Source organism: Micromonospora sp. NPDC049903, from assembly GCF_044460945.1.
Taxonomy (GTDB): domain Bacteria; phylum Actinomycetota; class Actinomycetes; order Mycobacteriales; family Micromonosporaceae; genus Micromonospora.
In genome coordinates this window covers 289066-308961 of the sequence record NZ_JBITKL010000004.1, presented here as the reverse complement: position 1 = coordinate 308961, position 19896 = coordinate 289066, and the positions used below count along the sequence as shown (strand labels likewise).

Here is a 19896-nt window from a genome sequence, read left to right as displayed (position 1 = left end):
GCGGGTGGCACGACAACGGGGTGGCGGATCGTTCCCGCCACCCCGGTTGCGTCTCGGAGGGGTCAGACCATCGGGTCGGGTCGGCGCACCTCGCGGTACTCCTGCACCACCCGGTTGTCCTGCACGGGAACGGCGCGCTCGGCGACCACCCGCTCCTCGCGCACGGGAGCGACGACCGGACGACGCCGCGAGTTCCAGAAATAGAGGGTGACGAGCAGCCCGGCCACACCGGCGAGCATCAGCACCCAGCCGACGACGCTCAGGTTGAGCCAACCGAGGTCCGCCTCCACGGCGAACGCGAAGATCGCGCCCAGCGCGATCAGGAAGATACTGCCACCGATGCCCATGTCGTCGTCTCCTCGGCTCGAAGCTGCATTCCACTCCGCCGCGGCCATGGATGAGGTTGCGGCATCGAGGGACATACCCCGGCACGGAGATCGCCAATCGGGCAAGCTGGTGGCATGACGGACGCCTCGGGACAGCCACGCACGCTCGTGCTGCTACGGCACGCCAAGGCCGAACAGCCCACGGCGGACGGCCCGGACATCGAGCGGCCGCTGAGTGCGCGAGGACGTGCCGACGCGGCGGCCGCCGGCTTCTGGCTCGCCCGGCACGGGCTGCTGCCGGAGTTGGTGATCTGCTCCGCCGCGCTGCGGACGCGGCAGACCTGGCACCACGTCGAGATGGGCATGACCGGCTCGCCGCCGGAGGGCGGACCGGCCGGACCGTTCCCGATCGTCCGCTACGAACCCGACGCGTACGAGGCACACCCGGAGGACTTGCTGACGCTGCTGCGCCGGGTCGAGCCGGCCATCGGCACGGTCCTGCTGATCGCCCACAACCCCGGCATCTCGCTGCTGTCCGAGTCGCTCGATCCACAGGGTGCCGACCCGGACGGGCTGCGCACCAGTGACCTGGTGCGGCACCGGCCCACGGTGCCCTGGGCGGAGCTGGGACGCGGTACGGCCCCGATCGACGTCCGACACACCGCACGCGGCTGACCGGGCCGGGGCGACACCGGCCCCATCACTACCGAGGTGCCGCCGACGGTCCGGATCAGCGCGGCGACACCGCCTTGGACCGGGTCGGGCACAACGACACCGCCCTGGACCGGATCAGGCACAACGACACCGCCCTGGACCGGATCAGGCACAACGACACCGCTCCGAGCCGGATCGGGCACAACGACACCGACCGGGCCGAACCAGCGCGGCGACACCGCCCCGGAGCAGATCAGCTCGGCGACGTCGACGCTGGCGGCGCGGTCGGCGGCGGACGGATCAGCTCGGCGGCGCGGTCGGCGGTGGCGGATCGGGAGGCGGCGGCATCATCGCGGTCGGATGGGAGAGCCGGTTCTCCTCCACGATCAGGGTCCGGGCCCGCTTGCGGCGGTCCTGCCAGAACCAGAGCGTGGTGAGCAGTACGGTCAGCCCGGCCAGGATGAAGACCCAGCCGACCGCCCGCAGGTCGACCCACCAGACGTTGGCCCTGATGGCGAACGTCAGGATCGCGCCGATCGCGATCAGGAAGATTCCACTACCAATGCCCATGTGCGCGGCACTCCCCCGTGCGGTTGCTCTGGGCGTACTCGGACTGGTGAGCGACGGTTACCCGTCCGGCGCGGGGTTACCCGCGCCGTCGACCGGCGAACACGACGCGGTGGTCCGGTGATCCCGGCCCGTTCCGAAGCTTCCGGTATAGGAGGTGGGGGGGGGGGGGGGGGGGGGGGGGGGGGGGGGGGGGGGGGGGGGGGGCCGGGGGGGGGGGGGGGGGGGGGGGGGGGGGGGGGGGGGGGGGGGGGGGGGGGCCCCCCCCCAGGTCGTGCCGGGGCAGGGCGCCCGGCCCGGGGGGGGGGGGCGGGCGGCCGCCCCCCCCCCCCCCCCCCCCCCCCCCCCCCCCCCCCCCCCCCCCCCCCCCCCCCCCCCCCACCTCCCTGGCAAGTCCATCGAAACCCATGCCGCCCACCGAACATGTGGGGCTTTTATCCGCTGTGACCAAGTCATCGGCCCGGGACACCTGAAACCTGACACCGCGAAGGGCCCCCACCGCGAAAAAGCAACAGCCGGTGGGGCATATGCCCCACCGGCTGCACCAGACAGCGCGGACGACGTCACCGCGCGGTGTCGACCAGGCCGATCAGAACGCCTCCTCCGGGATGTCCATGATGTCCAGGTCGGTGCCCTCGACGATGCGCCGGTCCGCGCCGACGCGGGGCAGCACCTCGCGGGCGAAGAACCGGGCGGCGGCCACCTTGCCGGTGTAGAACGCCTTGTCGGTCGCGGAGACCTCGCCGGCCAGCGCCTTCAGCGCCACGTCCGCCTGCTTCTGCAGCAGCCAGCCGACCACCACGTCGCCGAGCGCCAGCAGGAACCGGCGGCTGCTCAGCCCCACCTTGTAGAGGGACCGGGCGTCGCCGCCCTGCGCCTCGCCCAGCCAGCCGGTCATCACACCGATCATGTTCTGGATCTCGGCGAGCGCCTTGCCGAGCGCCTGCCGCTCCTCCTTGAGCTGACCGTTGCCGGCCTCGGTGGTGATGAACTCCTGGATCTCCCCGGCGACCGCCATCAGCGCCTTGCCGTTGTCCCGGACGATCTTCCGGAAGATCAGGTCGAGGCTCTGGATGGCGGTGGTGCCCTCGTACAGGGTGTCGATCTTGGCGTCCCGGACGTACTGCTCCAGCGGGTAGTCCTGGAGGAAGCCGGAGCCACCGAAGGTCTGCAACGACTCGTGCCCGAGCATCTCGTACGCCCGCTCCGAGCCGACGCCCTTGACCAGCGGCAGCAGCAGGTCGTTGACCCGCTTCGCCAGCTTGGTGGCCTTCTCGTCACCGGCCGCCTCGGCGAGGGCGATCTTGTCCTGCCAGGAGGCGGTGTAGAGCACCAGGGCGCGCAGACCCTCGGCGTACGACTTCTGCAGCAGCAGCGACCGGCGGACGTCCGGGTGGTGGGTGATGGTGACGCGGGGAGCGCTCTTGTCGGTCTGCTGGACCAGGTCGGCGCCCTGCACCCGGTTCTTGGCGTACTCCAGGGCGTTCAGGTAGCCGGTGGAGAGGGTGGCGATCGCCTTGGTGCCGACCAGCATCCGGGCGTACTCGATGATCATGAACATCTGCCGGATGCCGTCGTGCTTCTCGCCCAGCAGCCAGCCCTTGGCCGGTACGCCGTGCTCGCCGAAGGTCAGCTCGCAGGTGTTGGAGACCTTGAGGCCCATCTTGTGCTCGACGTTGGTGGCGAAGACGCCGTTGCGCTCGCCCAGCTCGCCGCTGTCCTCGTCGAAGAAATAGTTCGGGACGACGAACAGCGACAGGCCCTTGGTGCCGGGGCCACCCACGCCCTCCACGCCGACCGGGCGGGCCAGGACGTAGTGGACGATGTTGTCGCTCAGGTCGTGCTCACCAGAGGTGATGAAGCGCTTGACGCCTTCGATGTGCCACGAGCCGTCCGGCTGGGGGATGGCCCGCGCGCGACCGGCGCCCACGTCCGAGCCGGCGTCCGGCTCGGTGAGCACCATCGTGGAGCCCCACTGACGGTCGATGAAGAGCTTGGCCCACTTCTTCTGCTGCTCGGTGCCCTCGACGTGCAGCACGTGCGCGAAGGACGGGCCGGAGGCGTACATCCAGACCGGGGCGTTCGAGCCGAGCACCAGCTCGGCGAGCGCCCACCACAGCGCCCGGGGGGCGTTGGTGCCGCCCAGCTCCGGGGGGAGGTCCAGCCGCCAGAACTCGGAGTCCATGAACGCCTGGTACGACTTCTTGAACGACTCCGGCAGCGGCGCGGTGTGGCTGGCCGGGTCGAAGACCGGCGGGTTGCGGTCACCGTCGGTGTAGCTGGCGGCAAGGTCTTCGCGGGCCAGGCGGTCCATCTCGGCGAGGAAGCTCCGCGCCGTGTCGACGTCGAGCTCGGAGTACGGCTCCTGGCCGAACGACCGGTCCGCCCCGAACACCTCGAACAGGTTGAACTCGAGGTCCCGAAGGTTGCTCTTGTAGTGGGTCATGTCGCTGGCCCCGCTTCCGGACGTGTTACCGATCAGTAACCCCAGACTCTATTACTGACGGGTAGGCAGCGACAACCCACATACCTAAGTGACAGGGATTACACACTTGCCGTTCAGGTTCCGGTCAGCCGCCACCGACCGGTCTCCGGGTCAGCTCGGGTCAGCCCTCGGCCGCCCCGACCTCCCAGCTCGGCACCGCGGCAGTCGCCCCACCCGGCGAGCCCGTGTACTCCATCAGGACCAGCGCGATGTCGTCGTCCAGCCGGCCGTGCACCCACTCCACCAGGGCGGTCTCCAGCGAGGCCAGACCGTCGCCGACCGTGCCGTGCCCGAGCAGCCGCCAGGCCCGGTCGGCGGTGGGGAAGAACTCGCCGTCCCGACGGGCCTCGCCGAGCCCGTCGGTGAACAGCAGCAGGCGGTCACCAGGCTCCAGTCGCTCCACGCGAGGCCGGACCACCGGCATGAAGCCCAGCGGCGGTGCCGGCGCGGGCGGTTCGAGCGGGATCACCGCGCCCCGGCGCAGCAGCAGCGGTGCCGGATGTCCACAGTTGACGATGGTGAGCGTGCCGCCCCGCTCCTCCACCAGCGCGGCGGTGACGAAGTCCTCGTCACCCACGCTGCGGGCCACCGCCCGGTCCAGGTCCGCGACCACCCCGCGCAGGTCCGACCGCTCGTACGCCACGTGCCGGTAGGAGCCCAGCACGATGCTGGCCAGCCGGACCGCCTCCAGGCCCTTGCCGCGTACGTCACCGATGATCATGCGTACGCCGTACGGGGTGTCGATCGCCTCGTAGAGGTCGCCGCCGATCTCCGCCTTGGCGGTGGAGGAGATGTATCGTCCGGCCACCGCGAGCGTGCCCACCCGGGGACCGAGCGGACGCAGCACCGCCTGCTGGGCCACTGCGGCGAGCTTGGACAACTCGGCGATCTGCTCGGCCTGTCGTTGACGTACCGCCGCCACCGCCGCCGCGATCCCGGTGCCCAGCGCGATGCCCGCCACCGCGACGGCGGTGGAGAGCGAGACGTTCTCCTCGGCCAACGCGAACGAGGCGCCGAGCACGGAGGCGGCGGCACCGACACCGAGCACGATCCGCCAGGACGCCAGCGCGGCGGCCAGGAACGGAGCGGCCACCATCAGCGCGATGTAGTTCGCCGACCGGCCGTCGGCCAGTTCCACGGCGGAGACGAGCGCGAGCAGGACAAGGGCCGCGCCGAGGCCGGCGCGGGATCCGGGACTCAGCCGGCCACGGCCCGGCTGGAGGAGTTGCGTACGTACACCCGACAGCATGCCCGATGGACGTGAACGAAAAAATGAACCTGACCCGTCGGACGAGAATGATCTGGCCGCGAGGATCATCCCGCGCGCCGATCGCCGCCCGAACGTGCTCAGCCCAGCACCTCGTAGCGCACCTGGATGTGACCGAGGTCGTGCGAGGCGATCTCGCCGAACGCGGCACGGGACAGGTCCAGGCAGCGCCCCTCGATGAACGGTCCACGGTCGTTGATGCGTACGGTGATCGACTTGCCGTTGGCGGGGTTGGTCACGCGGACCCGGGTGTCGAACGGCAGGGTCTTGTGCGCGGCGGTCATCGCCTCCGGGTTGAACGTCTCGCCGTTGGCGGTCATCTGGCCCTGCCAATAGAAGGAGGCACCGCACGAGCCGGTGTCGACCACCGGACGGGAGGTCGTCTTCGTGGCCGTCGGCTTCGGCGTCGGGCTGGCCGTACGCGTCTTGCTCCGCGACGGCGCCTGCGTGGTCCGGACCGGCGTCGGGCTCGCCGTGGCGCTCGGTGAGGCGCTGGCGCTCGGGCTCGGGCTGGCGCTCGGCGACGCGCTCGGCGAGCCGGTCGCCGGGTCGGTGGCGTCCGGGATGGTCGGCAGGTCGATCGCGGTCGGGCGGGCCGGCTCCGAGTCACCGGCCAGGCGCACCGCACCGACCGTCCCGCCGACGGCGAGCGCGACGGCGAGCACCGCCGTGGCCGTCAACCCGGCCGGCGAGGTGATCCTGCGGGTACGGGAGTGCCTACCAGTCACCGGCCCGGTCCTTTCCTTGGCAGATCAAATCGGGTCGGACCATAACGAGAGAAGCACATCCGACGTCAACGTGATCATGATGGTATGATCGTAATTGCGGCGATACGTGAAGCCGATCATCCGATCCGAGGTGGGCCAGCCGGCCCCCAAAGCAGTGAGCTGCCGCTGGCCCACACCCCGTGGAGCTGCGTCGTCGGCCCGCCCGCGATGGGCTGCCACCGGCACCGCCACGGGCTGTCGCTGCCTGCGCAGGAATGGCGTGCCGCAGGATGAGGGAATGTCCGCCGAGTTGAGAGCCCGTCTGGTCGAGCTGTTCCGCTGGATCGACCCCGGTCCCGGGGCGAGCCACCTGGTCAGCGATGTCTCCGGCTGGTGGCGCGATCCCGACGTACTCGCCGCTCTCGGTCCCGCGCTCGTCGCGCCGTTCCGGGCCGCCCGGCCCACCGTGGTCGTCTCTCCGGCCGTCACCGGCTTCCTACTCGGCCCGCTGGCCGCCACCGCCCTCGGCGTCGGGTTCGTGGCGGCACACAAGCCCGGCGACGGCCGACTGCCCGCCGGGCCGCTGACCTGGGCGCAGAGCCCGCCCGACTTCCGGGGCCGGCAGGTCGACCTGGCCGTCCGGGACCGGCACCTCGGCCCCGGCGACCGGGTGCTGGTCGTGGACGACTGGGTGGCGACCGCCGCCCAGGTCCGCGCGCTCTACGACATCTGCACCACCCTGGGTGCCGAGGCGCTGGGCACCTGCGCGGTGGTGGTCGACTGCGCACCGGCGCTGAGCGCCGAACTCCGCATAAGCGGCCTGCTCACCAGCGCCGACTTGTGAAAGGAAGGGCACCTTATTAACGCCTCGTGCATAGCAGGGGTCCCCTGCTAACAACCGAACCCCGCCGCGCCGCCGGGAACCCGCCGCCGGAAGCCGGCACCAGCCGCCGAACACCCGGCATCGCCGAACACCAGCCGCCGCCGGAAGACGGCACCCGGCCGAACCGAGCGGATCAGCGCACGAAGTCCTCCACCACCGTGCAGACCTTGCCGAGCACCTCGGCGGACCGGGCCAACGGCCCCGGCACCATCAGCGCGTGGTCGGCGGCCGTGATCTCCAGTACGTGCGGGGTCAACCGGCGAGCGATCCCACCGTCCCAGGACGAGTCGGCCGTACCCCCCACCAGCAGGAACGGTGCGGTCGACCGGCGCAGCGCGTCGACCACCTCGCCCCGGTGCAGCAGCGGCGTCAGCCAGACGGCGGGCAGCCGCCGCTCGACGGCCAGCGGCGCGGCCAGCGAGCCGAGCGACTTGCCGACCAGCAGGTCGGTGCGCTCGGTCAGCGTCGGCGCGACCTCGTCGCAGACCCACCGGCCGATGGTGTTCGGGTCGAAGTCCTCCGGCACCTGCCAGGCGATGCCGTGCAGCCCGAAACCGAGCCGACGCAGCGCCTCGCCCAGATAGAGGAAGAGCGGATACCGGGTGTCGTAGCCGCGTCCGGGAATGAGCACCGCGCGTCGGTCCGCCATCGACATCTCCTCGTTCGTCGGGCATCGACCGTACCGCTCCCATGCGGACTCTCCACCCGTCGAGAACCGACCGGAATCCGTCGGTCCCACCGGTAATCTCGCGTCATGTGGCCACGCGTCGGCGGACTACGCACCCTCGCCCTCGGCACGCCCGGCGAGCTTCGTGCGAGGCTCAACACCCTGGTCCTGGGCGAGGTGAAGACCGCCACCGCCGGCTTGCTCACCGAGTACGCCGAGGAGCACGAGGACCTCGAGCACGTCGGCGAACGACTGGTCGTGGTCGACGACCAGGACTCCCTGGTGGCCGTGGTCGAGGTGACAGGTGTGGAGGTGACCCGCTTCACCGAGGTGAGCTGGGACTTCGCCCGCTCCGAGGGGGAGGGCGACCGCTCGATCGAGGAGTGGCGGGCCGGGCACGCCGCCTACTGGGCCCGGCTCGGCACGCCGGTCACCGACGACACCGAGATCGTCTGCGTACGCTTCCGGCTGGTCAGCCGAGGCGACGAGGGCGCGTACGGGACGTAGGACCCTCAACCGCGCAGCTCGGGCAGCAGCCGGGTGGCCACGTCGACGAGCACCGCTTCGTCGCCCGCGTACCAGCTGCTCTGCCGGGGCCAGTGCGTGATCACGTCGGTGAAACCCAGCTCCGCCGCGCGGCCCACCTGGTCGGCGAAGAACTGCGCGCTGCTCAGCGAGAAGACCGGTGCCGAGTCCAGCGAGAGGTAGCGGTCCAGGCTGGCCGGGTCACGCCCGTCGGCAGCGAGTCGGGCGTCCATCCGGGCCACCAGCTCGGCCACGCCGTCCCACCACTCGCCCAGGTCGTTGACGTCCGGTCCGGTGGTCACCCAGCCCTGTCCGAACCGGCTGACCAGCCGCATCGACCGGGGACCGTTGGCGGCCATCACGAACGGCACCCGAGGCTCCTGTACGCAGCCCGGGTTGTTCCGCGCGTCCACCGCCGTGAACCACTCGCCCCGCCAGGTCGTACCGTCGGTGCGCAGGATCGCGTCGAGCAGCTCGGTGAACTCGGCGAACCGCTCCACCCGCTGTCGCGGCGGCAGCGTCTCGCCACCGAGCACCGCCGAGTCGAAGCCGATGCCGCCCGCGCCGAGCCCGAGCAGCACCCGCCCGTCGGACACGTCGTCGAGCGAGGTCACCTGCCGGGCGAAGGCCGCCGGATGCCGGAAGTTCGGGGACGCCACGAGCGTGCCGAGCCGGATCCGCGAGGTCACCGTCGCGGCGGCGGTCAGCGTACCCATCGAGTCGAACCACGGGCCGTCCACCAGATCCCGCCAACCCAGGTGGTCGTACGTCCAGGCGTGGTCGAAGCCCCACTCCTCCGCCTGCTGCCACCGGTGCCGGGCCACCGACCACCGCTGGTCGGGCAGGATCACGATGCCGAATCTCATGATCGCCAGGGTACGGCGACCGGCCTGCGACCTCAGCCGAGCCGGCCTGCCTGAGGGCTCAGCCCAGCCGGTCGAGGAACTCCAGCGTGCGCCCGATCAGCAGCTCGGCGGCCGGCTCGTCGTAGTCGACGCCACCCGCATCGGCGAAGAGGTGCCCGGCACCGGGGTAGAGATACAGCTCCGCGCCGTCGAGCTCCGCCGCCATCGCCCGCATCGCCGGCACCTCGGCCCACTCGTCGTCGGCCATCGCGTGCATCTGCACCGGCGTACCGTCCGGCCACGGGCTGTCGAACTCCTCCGGCGGCACCGCACCGTAGAGCAGCAGCGCGCCCAGGGCACCCGGACGGGTCTGGGTGAGCGACTGCGCGGGCAGGTTCCCGAGCGAGCAACCCGCGTAGACGAGCCGCTCGGGCAGCCCCTCGGCCGCCGCCGTCCCACGCCGGATGATCTCCCCGAACCCGATCGACTCGGCGTGCACGACCCCCTCGTCGACCGTGCCGAAGGTGGCCCCGTCGTACAGGTCAGGGGTGTGCACGGTGTGCCCGACGGCCCGCCACCGATCGGCCAGCGCCAGGAACCCCGGCGTCTGCCCCTGAGCATGGTGAAACAACAGAATCTCGACCATGCGCCCACCGTAAGACCACCACCCGACAAGAACCGGGAGGTACGTCTACTCGTCCGTGACAGGCTCGTCCAACCAGCGGAATCCGGCCTCGTCGTCCTCGACGCTCAACAGGAACTCGGCGACCCGGCTGCCATCCGGGCGGGCCAGGGTGAGGGCAGCCCCGATCTCGTCGTCGATCCGCATCATGGCCTCGTCGTCGTCCGCGTCGAGAGCGACGTTCCGCGCCACGAAGAGCGGACGGAACGGCTCGAACCCCGCCAGCGGACGAAGCCGCCCATACGTCCACGGGAAGTCACGGCTCCGCACCTCGATCTCGGCTACCACCTCGTCGCGATGACACAGCCGCCAGATCTCGCCATCAGTCATGGACGGCAGCGTAGAAGTCCGCCACCTCCCATGGTCATCACTGCTCTCCCGCCCCGGCGTCGCGCATCAGGTCTCGATCTCCACATAGTTCGCCAGGTCCGCCTCGATGCCGGCCGCCGTGAAGAAGGCAGCCGGCTCGAACCCCTCCGCGCGATGCACCGCCTGCACGGCAGCACGGGCCGAGGGGAGATCGTCCGCAGACGACCACCGCACAATGGTGACGGCATTGAAGCGACCCGGGCCGGAGTGCTGTTCCAGCAGGGCATCGTCGAGGAATCCCGGTTGATCCCGCAGGATCGCGTGAGTTCGCCGTACGTGTCGCCAGAACTCCGCGCGTGCGGGTTCCGGGACGTCGAACTTGTCCACTCGGTAGACGACGGTCATGCCGCCCTCCTTCGTGCCGAAAATCGGTCAGACCGAGGCTAGAACCTCAACCCGACTTGAGATCAACAGTTCGGAGCGACAACCCTCACCACGATCAAATGCTCACGCTGGTGCCGACTCCTAGTTCTTACACCCGGACATGCCGGACGAGGCGGCCTCGCTTGCGGGCCGCCTTGCCGTGTCGCTGGCTCCCCGCGCGTTTGAGTGAGGGTGGTGTCGGTGCTGACCGTGCGACAATGAGTGGCGGTGTGTGGTGGAGGAGGTGAGTCGTGATGTCGAGCAATGCGGAGCGGACGCCCGAGTGGCCGACTGCTGAGCATGTGCCGGTGGAGGAGTTGGCCCGTCGTCAGGGTGTGCGGCCGGTAGCCTCCGTCGACGACCTGGCTCGGCCGGACCTGTTCGAGTCCGACGACGAGTTGGACGAATTCCTGGCCGACCTGTACGCCTCTCGGCGGGCCAGCGCGGCGTGAGCCCGGTCGTCCTGGACACCGACGTGGCGTCGGCGATCCTGAGGGGTCGGCTGCATGACCGGCTTCGTGCCCGCTTAGCGGGTAAGACCCTGTGCATCACGTTCGTCACGCTCGGGGAGTTGACCAAGTGGACCGCGCTGCGGAGCTGGGGGCCGCGCAAGCTGGCCGACCTCGCACAGTGGCGATCCGGCGTGGTGGTGCTGCCCTTCGACGAGTCGGTGGCGACGACCTGGGGGCATCTCCAGGCGCGCGCGCAGCATCGGGGGCGTCCCCGCCCGACGAATGACTCCTGGATCGCGGCCTGCTGCCTGGTCGACCGGCTGCCACTGGCGACCTTCAACAGCAAGGACTACGCCGACTTCGCCGAGTACGACGGGCTACGGCTGTTCGACGTCTCGTAGCTCCACCGCTCCTGGCCTGACATTGGCCGAACTGCACTGGCTGCTCCTGGCCGTCCGCGACTGGCCGGACTGCTTACCCGATGGCAAGCCGCAAAGCGGCGCAGTAGTCGATCGACCCGACCTCGGCAACGGCCGGCCACCCCGCGATCGTGCCTCCGCCTCGTGAAGTACAGATCAGGACAGCGCTGCAGGTGAGCCTCCGGTACGGTCCGCCGGATGAACCCTGCTGGGAGACGCGCCTCCACCGTCCGCATCATCGGCAACGTCGCACTGGTCGCCGGAGTGCTGGTCTCGATCATCACGCTGTCGAGCGACGCCGGGTCGGCTGAGCCACACGTCCTGGCGGGTTTCCTCGTTGCCACAGGGATCGGGCTGCGCATCGAAGCCGCGATCAGGGACTTCCGTGCATGACCACACCTCAACCGAAGTGCCCGCAGCGGGCACAGCCAGTCGGAAGAGCGGTCGGCATGAATGAAGCCCAGGTCGGGAGCGCATCCTGACCTGGGCTTCACGCTGGAGCGGGTGACGGGAATCGAACCCGCACTGTCAGCTTGGGAAGCTGATGTTCTGCCATTGAACTACACCCGCAAGCGGCACCACTGTACCTGAGCCACCGCCCCGGTGCACCCAGCCACCCCCGCCGACCACCCCGCCCGGCCCGCCTCCGCACGCTGCGCAAGAAGTTGCATGCCGGCAACACATAGCCATTCTCAAATTTGTCTATGCGTTGTAACGTCTGGCCCACGTTTCCCGCACGGCGCGACACAACCCCCCAGTCGCGTCGCCAGAAAGAGGTGGGCTTATGGGACTCCGTCCCGTCCTGCTGAACCGGCGGATCGCCGGCATCGCTTCGACGTCGCTGGCGGTGGCGCTCGGTGTGGCCACGGTCGGTCTGCTGCCGGCGGCCACCACGGCTGCCATTCCGACGGCTGCCGCCGTCTCCGCCGACGAGGTGTGTGAGGACCCGACGGGCACTGCGGCCCGGGTCCGGGGCGACGCGGTCGTCAAGCACGACCCGAACGAGTTGACCATGGCTCAACTGCACCAGCGGGAGTCGGAGTTCGCCGACCTGTTGCAGGAGCGGGCCAAGCGGGTCGGTCAGCGTACGCTCAGCGCCCAGGCCGCCGCGGCCTCGGTCACCATCCCGGTGGTGGTGCACGTGATCCGCAAGGACACCACCCGGGCCGGCGGGAACATCCCCGACTCGATGATCCAGTCGCAGATCAGCGTGCTGAACCAGTCGTTCGCCGGTGCGACCGGCGGTGCCGCCACCGCCTTCGCCTTCCAGTTGCAGAGCATCAACCGGGTCACCAACACGTCGTGGTACCCGATCCGGCAGGGCTCCACGGCCGAGCGGCAGATGAAGACCCAGCTCCGTCAGGGCACCAAGGGCACGCTCAACATCTATCTGGGTGCGCTGAGCAATGGCCTGCTCGGCTGGGCGACCTTCCCGCAGACCACGCTGAACGTGATGGACGGCGTGGTCGTGCTCAGCGAGTCGCTGCCGGGTGGCACCGCCACCAACTACAACCAGGGTGACACCGGCACCCACGAGGTCGGCCACTGGCTGAACCTCTATCACACGTTCCAGGGCGGCTGCTCGGGCAGCGGCGACCAGGTCTCGGACACTCCGGCGGAGGCGTCGGCGGCCTACCAGTGCCCGACCGGTCGGGACACCTGCTCCACCACGGGGCTGGACCCGATCACCAACTTCATGGACTACACGTACGACACCTGCATGTACCAGTTCACCCCGGGCCAGGCGACCCGGATGATCAACGCGTGGAACACCTACCGCGCGTAGCGCGGCAGTCGTCGGCGCGTACCTCCGGTGCCGGTCCCGCCGTCAGGCGGGACCGGCACCGGTCGGTTCAGGCGGCGCGGACATGTCGGGCCGCGCGGGTCCGGTGGGGCGTGGGCCGGGCGGCCTGCGGGGTGGCGCCGGCCGGGTCGAGCCAGACCTGCACGGCCGGCTCACCGACCAGCCCGCCGGTGGCGGCGCGCTCGTGCCGGGCGAGCATCGCCACGTCGACGGTGAACTCGAACAGACGCCAGTCGGCGTGCGGGGCGGCGCGGGCCGCGAGCGCCAACCGGGCCACCGTGGCGTCGTCGGTGACGGGTCGGGCGCGGCCAGCGACGTACGCCTCGTCGTCGCTCTCCTCCGCCGGGAACGAGTGCAGCGCGTAGCGCCCGTCGCGTTCCAGGTCGCGCCGCTTCGGCGAGTCGATCACGAAGCAGAAGAGACCGTCGGCGGTGATCACCGGGGAGACCGGGTGCACCCGGGGCCCGCCGTCGGCGCGGACCGTGGCCAGGTAGCCGAAGCCCGGGCCGTACTGCTGCATGAGAAGGCGGATCCCGTCGGCGAGTCGGGGCTCGTCGACGGCGAAATCGGACCAGGAAGCCATGCCGACATCCTATCGAACATACGTTCTAAGCAGGTAGTCCGACACGCAGGTCACGACTACCGGCCGCTAAGGTGTGGCGATGCTGCTCTCCGACCGCGACCTGGTCTCCGAGATCAAGGCCGGCACCCTGGCGCTGGAGCCCTTCGAGCCCACCCTGGTGCAGCCGTCCAGCATCGACGTCCGCCTGGACAAGCTGTTCCGGGTGTTCAACAACCACCTCTACACACACATCGACCCGGCCACCCAGCAGGACGATCTCACCTCGCCGGTGGAGGTGCCCGACGGCGAGCCGTTCGTGCTGCACCCGGGCGAGTTCGTGCTCGCCTCCACGCTTGAGGTGATCTCGCTCGGCGACCAGCTCGCCGGCCGGCTCGAAGGCAAGTCCAGCCTCGGTCGCCTCGGCCTGCTGACGCACTCCACCGCCGGCTTCATCGACCCCGGCTTCTCCGGTCACGTCACGCTGGAGCTGTCCAACGTGGCCAACCTGCCGATCACGCTCTGGCCCGGTATGAAGATCGGCCAGCTCTGCATCTTCCGGCTCTCGTCGCCCGCCGAGCACCCGTACGGCTCGCTCGTCTACGGCTCGCGCTACCAGGGGCAGCGCGGCCCGACGCCGAGCCGCGCCTGGCAGAACTGGCGTACCTGGCCGACCCGCTGACGACCGGCGGGCCCGCGCTGCGCAGACGCGGGCCCGTGGTCGTCCGCCCGGCGACTCAGCCGGGTCGGCCGAAACTGTGGATCGGACTGGTGTCCATCCGCTTCATCGCGATCGGCTTGCCGGCGCGGGAGGCGTGCACCACCCAGCCGCCGCCGACGTACATCCCGACGTGGTGCAGGTCTCGGAAGTAGAAGACCAGGTCACCCGGGCGCAGGTCGCCGCGACCGACCGAGGCGGTGACCTGCCGCTGCCGCGCCGCGTTGTGCGGCAGCGCCACCCCGGCCCGCGCCCACGCGGCCAACATCAACCCCGAGCAGTCGTACGCGTGCGGCCCCTCGGCACCCCACGAGTACGGCTTGCCGATCTGGGCGCACGCGAAGGTGACCGCCTCACCGGCCGGGCCACCCGGATAGGTGGCCGGACAGGGCGCCGGCCGCAACGGACCACCACCCCCGTCGTCGTACGCCCGCAGCCGCAACCGTTGCAGCCGCTCGATCTCGGTGTCGATCTGCCGCCGCTTCCCGGCCAGGTCAGCCTCGGTGCGGGTCAGCTCGGCGATGGTGCGGTCCAGTCCGGCTCGGGCGGCGGCGAGTTCGTCCCGCAGCTCACGCGCCTGGCGTACATCCTCCTGCTGGAAGCGGGCGTACCGGTCGAGCACGCCGAGCTGGGCGACGACCTCGCCCGGCGACCGGCTGCCCAGCAGCGTGTTCACGGCGCGCACCGGCTCGCCGCGGTACGCCCGCGCGGCCAGCGCGCCGACCCGCTTCATCGCCTCGTCCACCTGCTGTTGCAGCGGGGCTATGCGAGCGGTCAGGGCGTCCGCCTCCCGGCGGGTGCCGGCCAGGTCCTGCCGGGTCGCGTTGTGTCGTTCGATGACGGCTTCGAGCCGGTTCCAGTCCTCGTCGATCTGGCGCTCGATGTCGTCGACCGTGGGGTCGGCGTGGGCCGCCGTCGCGCCGCCGGTCAGCAGGACGGCGGTCGCGGCGAGTGCGGCGAGTGCGGTGGTGCAGCGGTACCAGCGGAATCGCGGCGCATCCGTCGTCGGGCCGGGCTTCGCCGACCGGTACGACGGAGGCCGCGGGGCATGGTGTGCCACCGGGCTGCGTACTCCTTCTTCCCAGACCGCCTACCGGGTTAGCTGACGGGTTCGGGCGGGAAGGGGACGCCCTACCGCGACCATCGCGGACTCACCCCGGGAACCTGGGTCCCCGGCTCGCTCGGACAGCGACTCGGCGGTGTCGGACCGTCACCGCCCCGGGTGGGCGGTTGTGCCAGCGGCCCGACGATTGACCAGCGTAGGGACGACCAGCGTCGATACGCAACACACCCACACCGTCACTCTCGGTGCATTAATCCGACAACGAAGAAGGCCCCCGGTCGCTTGACCGAGGGCCTTCCGTGGTTCCTGCGTACGCGCTCAGGCGTCAGCCTGGTCGACGGAACCCGGCGACCGGCATCGTCGTGATCGGCGAGACGTTGACCGGGACACCGGCACGCGCCGCGTGCACCATCGTGTTGTTGCCCAGATAGATCCCGACGTGACTCACGTCGCTGCGGAAGAACACGAGGTCACCGGGGCGGGCGTCGGCCCGCGAGATCGCCTTGCCCTCGCGCCACTGGGCGCCGGTGAAGTGGGTCAGGGAGATACCCGCCGCCCGGTACGCGTACTGGGTGAGACCGGAGCAGTCGAACGAGTTCGGCCCGGTGGCACCCCAGACGTACGGCTTGCCGACCTGCGCGCAGGCGGTCCGGATGGCCGTCCGGGCCGCGTCGCTGACCACACCGTTGATGGTCGGGCAGTTGGTGGTCTTGACCGTGGTCACCGGAAGGGACCGCTCCAGCCGCTTGATCTCGGCGTCGATCTGCTTCTTCTTCGCCGCAAGCTGCTTCTGCTTGGCCTCCTGGTCGACGATCAACGCGTCGAGCGTGGCCTTCTGGTCGTCGTACTTCTTGCGGATCTTCATGACGCCCTCGAGCTGGCGGCGCTCCTCCCAGGCGAGCCGGTCGAGGAGGGCCATCTGCTCACCGAGCTGGTCCGGCTTCGCGTTGAGCAGCACCGCGCCGAGTTCCTGCGACGGGCCGGTGATGTAGTACCGGGAGGCGAGGCCCGCGACCCGGTTCATCGCCAGCTCCGTTTCCAGGGCCAGCGGCTGGATCTTCTTCTCCAGCTTCTCGGCCTTCTCGCGGTTGACCCGCAGCTCCGAGCGCACCTTGTTGAACTGCTCGATGGTGGGTTCGAGCTGCTGCCACTGCTTGTCGATCTGGCGCTCGATCTCGTCCACCGACGGCTCGGCGTACGCGGGCGCGGCGACCAGACCAGCACCGACCGCAGCGGCGGCGACCAGGACGACCAGACGGCGAGCGACCTTGCGCAGCCCGCGCGCGGGGGTGGGGCGTCCCGGCGCATGACGATGGAGGGGCATGGTTGCCACCGGCACCGACTCCTTTGCGACCGACCACCGGGCGTCCCGCTAGCGGTAAGGGGCGAGACAGACGACCCACGGCGGTCGGTGCCTCACATTAGGGGAACGCGCGCGGCGGAATCAAGGCGACCAACGGCTCATTCACCTTTGCGCGACCGATCGCACACAAAGGGTGTCGACCAATTCGTTACAGTTATCTACGCCAATATAAAAATCGGGACGTGTCGGCATCCGTACAGATGCCGCCACGTCCCGACGTACGCGCTGGTCACCCGGCGACCGGCTCGCCCTCCTCGGCGCCCCGGGCCTGCTCGGGCTTGACCGAACGCAACAGCACGCTGGCCACGTCGACCACCTCGACCTGGTCGCCGGCGCCTTTGCCGTTGACTCCGTCACTCAGCATCGTCGAGCAGAACGGACAGCCGACCGCGACGGTCCTCGCACCGGTGGACATGGCCTCCTCGACCCGATCCACATTGATCCGCTTGCCGATCCGCTCCTCCATCCACATGCGCGCGCCACCGGCGCCGCAGCAGAAGGAGCGCTCGCTGTTGCGCGGCATCTCGACCAGGCCGTCGTCGGCGCCGACGGCGCTGCCCAGCACCTCGCGTGGCGGGGTGAAGACCCGGTTGTGCCGGCCCAGGTAGCACGGGTCGTGGTAGGTGACGCCGCCGTCGACCGGCTGCACCGGGGTCAGCTTGCCGGTGGCGACCAGGTGCGCCAGCAACTGGGTGTGGTGCACCACCTCGAACTCGCCGCCGAGCTGGCCGTACTCGTTGCCCAGGGTGTTGAAGCAGTGCGGACAGGTCGCGACGATCTTCCGCTTGGCCTTCTCGCGGCCCTCGAAAGCCTCGTTGAGCGTCTCCACGTTCTGCTGGGCGAGCATCTGGAAGACGAACTCGTTGCCGATGCGGCGGGCCGGGTCGCCGGAGCAGGTCTCGCCCTCACCGAGGATGGCGAACGAGACGCCCGCCTCGTTCAGCAGTGTGGCGACCGCCCGGGTGGTCTCCTTCGCCCGGTCCTCGAACGCACCGGCACAGCCCACCCAGAAGAGGTACTCGAAGTCCTCGACCTCACCGACCCGGGGCACCTCGAAGTCGAGGCCCTTGGTCCAGTCCTCCCGGGTGTTCTGCGGCGCGCCCCACGGGTTGCCCTTGTTCTCCAGGTTGCGCAGCATCACGCCGGCCTCGGAGGGGAAGTTCGACTCGATCAGCACCTGGTAGCGGCGCATGTCGACGATGTGGTCGACGTGCTCGATGTCCACCGGGCACTGCTCGACGCAGGCGCCGCAGGTGGTGCACGACCAGAGCACGTCCGGGTCGATCACGCCGCCCGCCTCGGCGTCGCCGATCAGCGGCTTCTCCGCCTCGGCGAGCGCCAGCACGTCGAGGTGGGCGAGCTGCGCGGCGGTGGCCTTCTCCTCGCCGGTGAGGTCCTTGCCGCCGCCGGCCAGCAGATAGGGCGCCTTGGCGTACGCGTGGTCGCGCAGGCTGAGCACCAGCAGCTTCGGCGACAGCGGCTTGCCGGTGTTCCACGCCGGGCACTGCGACTGGCACCGGCCGCACTCGGTGCAGGTGCTGAAGTCCAGCAGGCCCTTCCAGGTGAACTGCTCGACGTGCGCGACGCCGAACTGATCCTTCTCCGGATCGGCCTCCTCGAAGTCGAGCGGCTTGCCCTCGCTCATCATCGGCCGCAGCGGCCCGAGGCCGGAGCCGGACGCACCCGGCTTCCGCTTGAAATAGATGTTCGGGAAGGCCAGGAAGCGGTGCCAGGCGACGCCCATGGTCACGTTCAGCGAGATCACGATGAGCCAGGTCATCGAGATCGCGATCTTGACGAGGGCGGCGACGCTGACCCCGGACTCCCAGTCCGGCAGCACCGAGCCGACCGCGTGACTCAGCGGGGTGGCCCAGGTCGGGTACTCGAAGTGGTCGGTGGCCACCTTGAAGCCGCGGATCAGGAAGCCCATGACCAGGACGGCGAGAACGACGGCCTCGACGAAGTAGCCCTGCCACATGGTGGAGCCGGTGAATCGGGACCGGCGTCCGGCCTGACTAGGCCGGTTCGCCACCCGGATCGCGATCAGCACCACGATGCCGACGACACCGAGGATGCCGATCCACTCGGTGACCAGCCCGTAGAGCGCCCAGCCACCGATCAGCGGCAACCCGGCGGTCGGCGACACCACCTCGAAGTACGCCTCGAGCACCAGCAGCGACAGCACGAGGAAGCCGACCATCACGAACCAGTGCGCGGCGCCGACCACGCTCCAGCGGAGCATCCGGGTGTGTCCGGCCGTCTCCGCGAGCATGGTCTTCGTACGCTCGACGTGGTCACCGGAGCGGGACGGATCGGGCTGACCCAGCCGGATCACGGCGAACATCTTCGAGACCGCACGCACCGCAAGCCACACCGCCACGGCGGTGATGGCGGCCGCGAGGATCGTGGTGACGATCTGGACGCTGCCCATCGAGTTGGCCTCCCGGTCTGCTGCCTGTCGAGCGGCTCGGCGACCGGGGTCGGGGTGCGGTTGGTCACCCCAGGGTGCCGCACCTCGACCCGGATCGGTCGATGACCTCGGTCCACTCGGTCATGCGATGCAGCTTACGCGCAAGGTTACTCAGCAGTAACGTGAGACTTCTCGCACCTGGGCCACGCCGCCCTGCGCACACCTTAGGAGGCCGCCGCCGAGTCCGCTCGGTCGGGGCCTGCGCAGGTGGCCGTTGAGCAGGGAATCAGCGCCAGCGGGAGAGCAGGATCAGGGAGCCGACCATCGCGCCGAAGCCGATCGCGAGGTTCCAGTACCCGAGCTCCATGACCGGGTACTCCTGCTCAGACAGGTAGTAGACCACCAGCCAGGCGATGCCGAAGGCGATCAACGACACGGCCGTGGCGGGCAGCCAGACCGGGCTCGGCTTACGGGACGCCGATGTCGTCGTCGGGCGTACATCCGTGGGCGGGGTGTACACCTTCTTCTTGCGGACCTGAGACTTGGGCACGACGCTCTCCAGAGGGGTTACGACCTCGTCCGGCCTGACAACCGGGCGCGAGGGCGACGGTCCATGGCCAATAATGTTCGACAGCTAGCGTAGTCCGGAAGGCCCGTCCAATCCACGGATGAGGCCAGACCGATGCCCCGCATCGGAGAATCGGACGGGCGGGCGACCGTCGCTCCGCCGCACCCCACGGGTGCCGGAGCCGGAGGACAAGGGGGAAC

General features: G+C 70.1%; 23 protein-coding genes, 1 tRNA gene and 1 riboswitch. Of the genes, 8 read left to right on the top strand and 16 right to left on the bottom strand.

Going from position 1 to position 19896, the window contains the following annotated elements; translation table 11 throughout:
• Positions 1-62: 62 nt before the first annotated feature.
• Complete coding sequence (locus ACIBO1_RS11070; protein ID WP_131051719.1) at positions 63-347, bottom strand: DUF6458 family protein; 285 nt, start codon at positions 345-347, stop codon at positions 63-65.
• Positions 348-461: 114 nt separating this feature from the next.
• On the opposite strand from ACIBO1_RS11070, the gene ACIBO1_RS11065 reads away from it, so the two are divergent.
• The gene (locus ACIBO1_RS11065) at positions 462-1001 is read left to right on the top strand and encodes a SixA phosphatase family protein (RefSeq protein WP_396744017.1); all 540 of its coding nucleotides are present in this window, start codon (positions 462-464) and stop codon (positions 999-1001) included.
• A gap of 279 nt (positions 1002-1280) precedes the next feature.
• Here ACIBO1_RS11065 and ACIBO1_RS11060 read toward each other — a convergent pair whose 3' ends face one another.
• The 4 genes from ACIBO1_RS11060 to ACIBO1_RS11045 form a co-directional block, all read right to left on the bottom strand.
• Positions 1281-1550, bottom strand: a complete 270-nt coding sequence (locus ACIBO1_RS11060) for a DUF6458 family protein (protein ID WP_221086904.1) — start codon at positions 1548-1550, stop codon at positions 1281-1283.
• Positions 1551-2136: 586 nt separating this feature from the next.
• Complete coding sequence (locus ACIBO1_RS11055) at positions 2137-3993, bottom strand: acyl-CoA dehydrogenase (RefSeq protein ID WP_396744014.1); 1857 nt, start codon at positions 3991-3993, stop codon at positions 2137-2139.
• Positions 3994-4153: 160 nt separating this feature from the next.
• Positions 4154-5281 (bottom strand): PP2C family protein-serine/threonine phosphatase, encoded by a 1128-nt coding sequence (locus ACIBO1_RS11050; RefSeq protein ID WP_396744011.1) that lies wholly within the window; start codon positions 5279-5281, stop codon positions 4154-4156.
• A 98-nt stretch (positions 5282-5379) separates the two neighbouring features.
• Complete coding sequence (locus ACIBO1_RS11045) at positions 5380-6027, bottom strand: septal ring lytic transglycosylase RlpA family protein (protein WP_396744008.1); 648 nt, start codon at positions 6025-6027, stop codon at positions 5380-5382.
• 277 nt (positions 6028-6304) lie between these two features.
• Between ACIBO1_RS11045 and ACIBO1_RS11040 the strand changes: the two genes are divergently transcribed.
• Positions 6305-6850, top strand: a complete 546-nt coding sequence (locus ACIBO1_RS11040) for a phosphoribosyltransferase (protein ID WP_396744005.1) — start codon at positions 6305-6307, stop codon at positions 6848-6850.
• Positions 6851-7022: 172 nt separating this feature from the next.
• Here the strand turns inward: ACIBO1_RS11040 and ACIBO1_RS11035 are convergent, their stop codons facing one another.
• A complete protein-coding gene (locus ACIBO1_RS11035) occupies positions 7023-7538 on the bottom strand; it encodes an alpha/beta hydrolase (RefSeq protein WP_117228054.1) in 516 nt (171 codons plus the stop codon).
• 105 nt (positions 7539-7643) lie between these two features.
• On the opposite strand from ACIBO1_RS11035, the gene ACIBO1_RS11030 reads away from it, so the two are divergent.
• Positions 7644-8063 carry an ASCH domain-containing protein gene (locus ACIBO1_RS11030; RefSeq protein WP_396744001.1) on the top strand — a complete coding sequence of 140 codons (420 nt, stop codon included), beginning with the start codon at positions 7644-7646 and terminating at the stop codon, positions 8061-8063.
• Between the two features lie 5 nt (positions 8064-8068).
• On the opposite strand, the gene ACIBO1_RS11025 is transcribed toward ACIBO1_RS11030, so the two are convergent.
• The 4 genes from ACIBO1_RS11025 to ACIBO1_RS11010 all read right to left on the bottom strand — a co-directional run bounded on the left by ACIBO1_RS11025 (position 8069) and on the right by ACIBO1_RS11010 (position 10322).
• Positions 8069-8947: an LLM class flavin-dependent oxidoreductase gene (locus tag ACIBO1_RS11025; protein ID WP_396743998.1), complete on the bottom strand. Its 879-nt coding sequence runs from the start codon at positions 8945-8947 to the stop codon at positions 8069-8071.
• A gap of 58 nt (positions 8948-9005) precedes the next feature.
• Complete coding sequence (locus ACIBO1_RS11020; RefSeq protein ID WP_396743995.1) at positions 9006-9572, bottom strand: dienelactone hydrolase family protein; 567 nt, start codon at positions 9570-9572, stop codon at positions 9006-9008.
• A gap of 45 nt (positions 9573-9617) precedes the next feature.
• On the bottom strand, positions 9618-9938 hold the full coding sequence (locus ACIBO1_RS11015; RefSeq protein ID WP_396743992.1) for a hypothetical protein: 321 nt from the start codon (positions 9936-9938) through the stop codon (positions 9618-9620).
• Between the two features lie 66 nt (positions 9939-10004).
• A complete protein-coding gene (locus ACIBO1_RS11010) occupies positions 10005-10322 on the bottom strand; it encodes an antibiotic biosynthesis monooxygenase family protein (RefSeq protein WP_396743989.1) in 318 nt (105 codons plus the stop codon).
• Between the two features lie 272 nt (positions 10323-10594).
• On the opposite strand from ACIBO1_RS11010, the gene ACIBO1_RS11005 reads away from it, so the two are divergent.
• From ACIBO1_RS11005 to ACIBO1_RS10995, 3 genes are all read left to right on the top strand, one after another.
• Positions 10595-10792: a hypothetical protein gene (locus ACIBO1_RS11005; protein WP_396743986.1), complete on the top strand. Its 198-nt coding sequence runs from the start codon at positions 10595-10597 to the stop codon at positions 10790-10792.
• A complete protein-coding gene (locus ACIBO1_RS11000; RefSeq protein ID WP_350697656.1) occupies positions 10789-11193 on the top strand; it encodes a type II toxin-antitoxin system VapC family toxin in 405 nt (134 codons plus the stop codon). The genes ACIBO1_RS11005 and ACIBO1_RS11000 overlap by 4 nt, the downstream gene beginning before the upstream one ends.
• A 216-nt stretch (positions 11194-11409) precedes the next feature.
• Positions 11410-11604, top strand: a complete 195-nt coding sequence (locus ACIBO1_RS10995) for a hypothetical protein (protein ID WP_396743983.1) — start codon at positions 11410-11412, stop codon at positions 11602-11604.
• Between the two features lie 103 nt (positions 11605-11707).
• On the opposite strand, the gene ACIBO1_RS10990 is transcribed toward ACIBO1_RS10995, so the two are convergent.
• A tRNA-Gly gene (locus ACIBO1_RS10990) sits at positions 11708-11781 on the bottom strand.
• A 214-nt stretch (positions 11782-11995) separates the two neighbouring features.
• Here ACIBO1_RS10990 and ACIBO1_RS10985 point away from each other — a divergent pair.
• A complete protein-coding gene (locus ACIBO1_RS10985) occupies positions 11996-12997 on the top strand; it encodes a zinc metalloprotease (protein ID WP_396743980.1) in 1002 nt (333 codons plus the stop codon).
• Positions 12998-13064: 67 nt separating this feature from the next.
• Here ACIBO1_RS10985 and ACIBO1_RS10980 read toward each other — a convergent pair whose 3' ends face one another.
• Positions 13065-13598, bottom strand: coding sequence for a pyridoxamine 5'-phosphate oxidase family protein (locus ACIBO1_RS10980; protein WP_396743977.1), 534 nt, complete (start codon positions 13596-13598; stop codon positions 13065-13067).
• Positions 13599-13677: 79 nt separating this feature from the next.
• On the opposite strand from ACIBO1_RS10980, the gene dcd reads away from it, so the two are divergent.
• A complete protein-coding gene (gene dcd, locus ACIBO1_RS10975) occupies positions 13678-14256 on the top strand; it encodes a dCTP deaminase (RefSeq protein WP_396696496.1) in 579 nt (192 codons plus the stop codon).
• Between the two features lie 55 nt (positions 14257-14311).
• Here the strand turns inward: dcd and ACIBO1_RS10970 are convergent, their stop codons facing one another.
• The 4 genes from ACIBO1_RS10970 to ACIBO1_RS10955 all read right to left on the bottom strand — a co-directional run bounded on the left by ACIBO1_RS10970 (position 14312) and on the right by ACIBO1_RS10955 (position 19678).
• Entirely contained in the window at positions 14312-15352 is a 1041-nt protein-coding gene (locus ACIBO1_RS10970; protein WP_396743974.1) for an NlpC/P60 family protein, read from the bottom strand.
• 12 nt (positions 15353-15364) lie between these two features.
• A riboswitch (cyclic di-AMP (ydaO/yuaA leader) is annotated at positions 15365-15501 on the bottom strand.
• A 179-nt stretch (positions 15502-15680) separates the two neighbouring features.
• Positions 15681-16694: an NlpC/P60 family protein gene (locus ACIBO1_RS10965; protein WP_396743971.1), complete on the bottom strand. Its 1014-nt coding sequence runs from the start codon at positions 16692-16694 to the stop codon at positions 15681-15683.
• Between the two features lie 253 nt (positions 16695-16947).
• Complete coding sequence (locus ACIBO1_RS10960) at positions 16948-19149, bottom strand: (Fe-S)-binding protein (RefSeq protein ID WP_396743968.1); 2202 nt, start codon at positions 19147-19149, stop codon at positions 16948-16950.
• Between the two features lie 265 nt (positions 19150-19414).
• Complete coding sequence (locus tag ACIBO1_RS10955; RefSeq protein ID WP_396743965.1) at positions 19415-19678, bottom strand: cell division protein CrgA; 264 nt, start codon at positions 19676-19678, stop codon at positions 19415-19417.
• Positions 19679-19896: the final 218 nt, after the last annotated feature.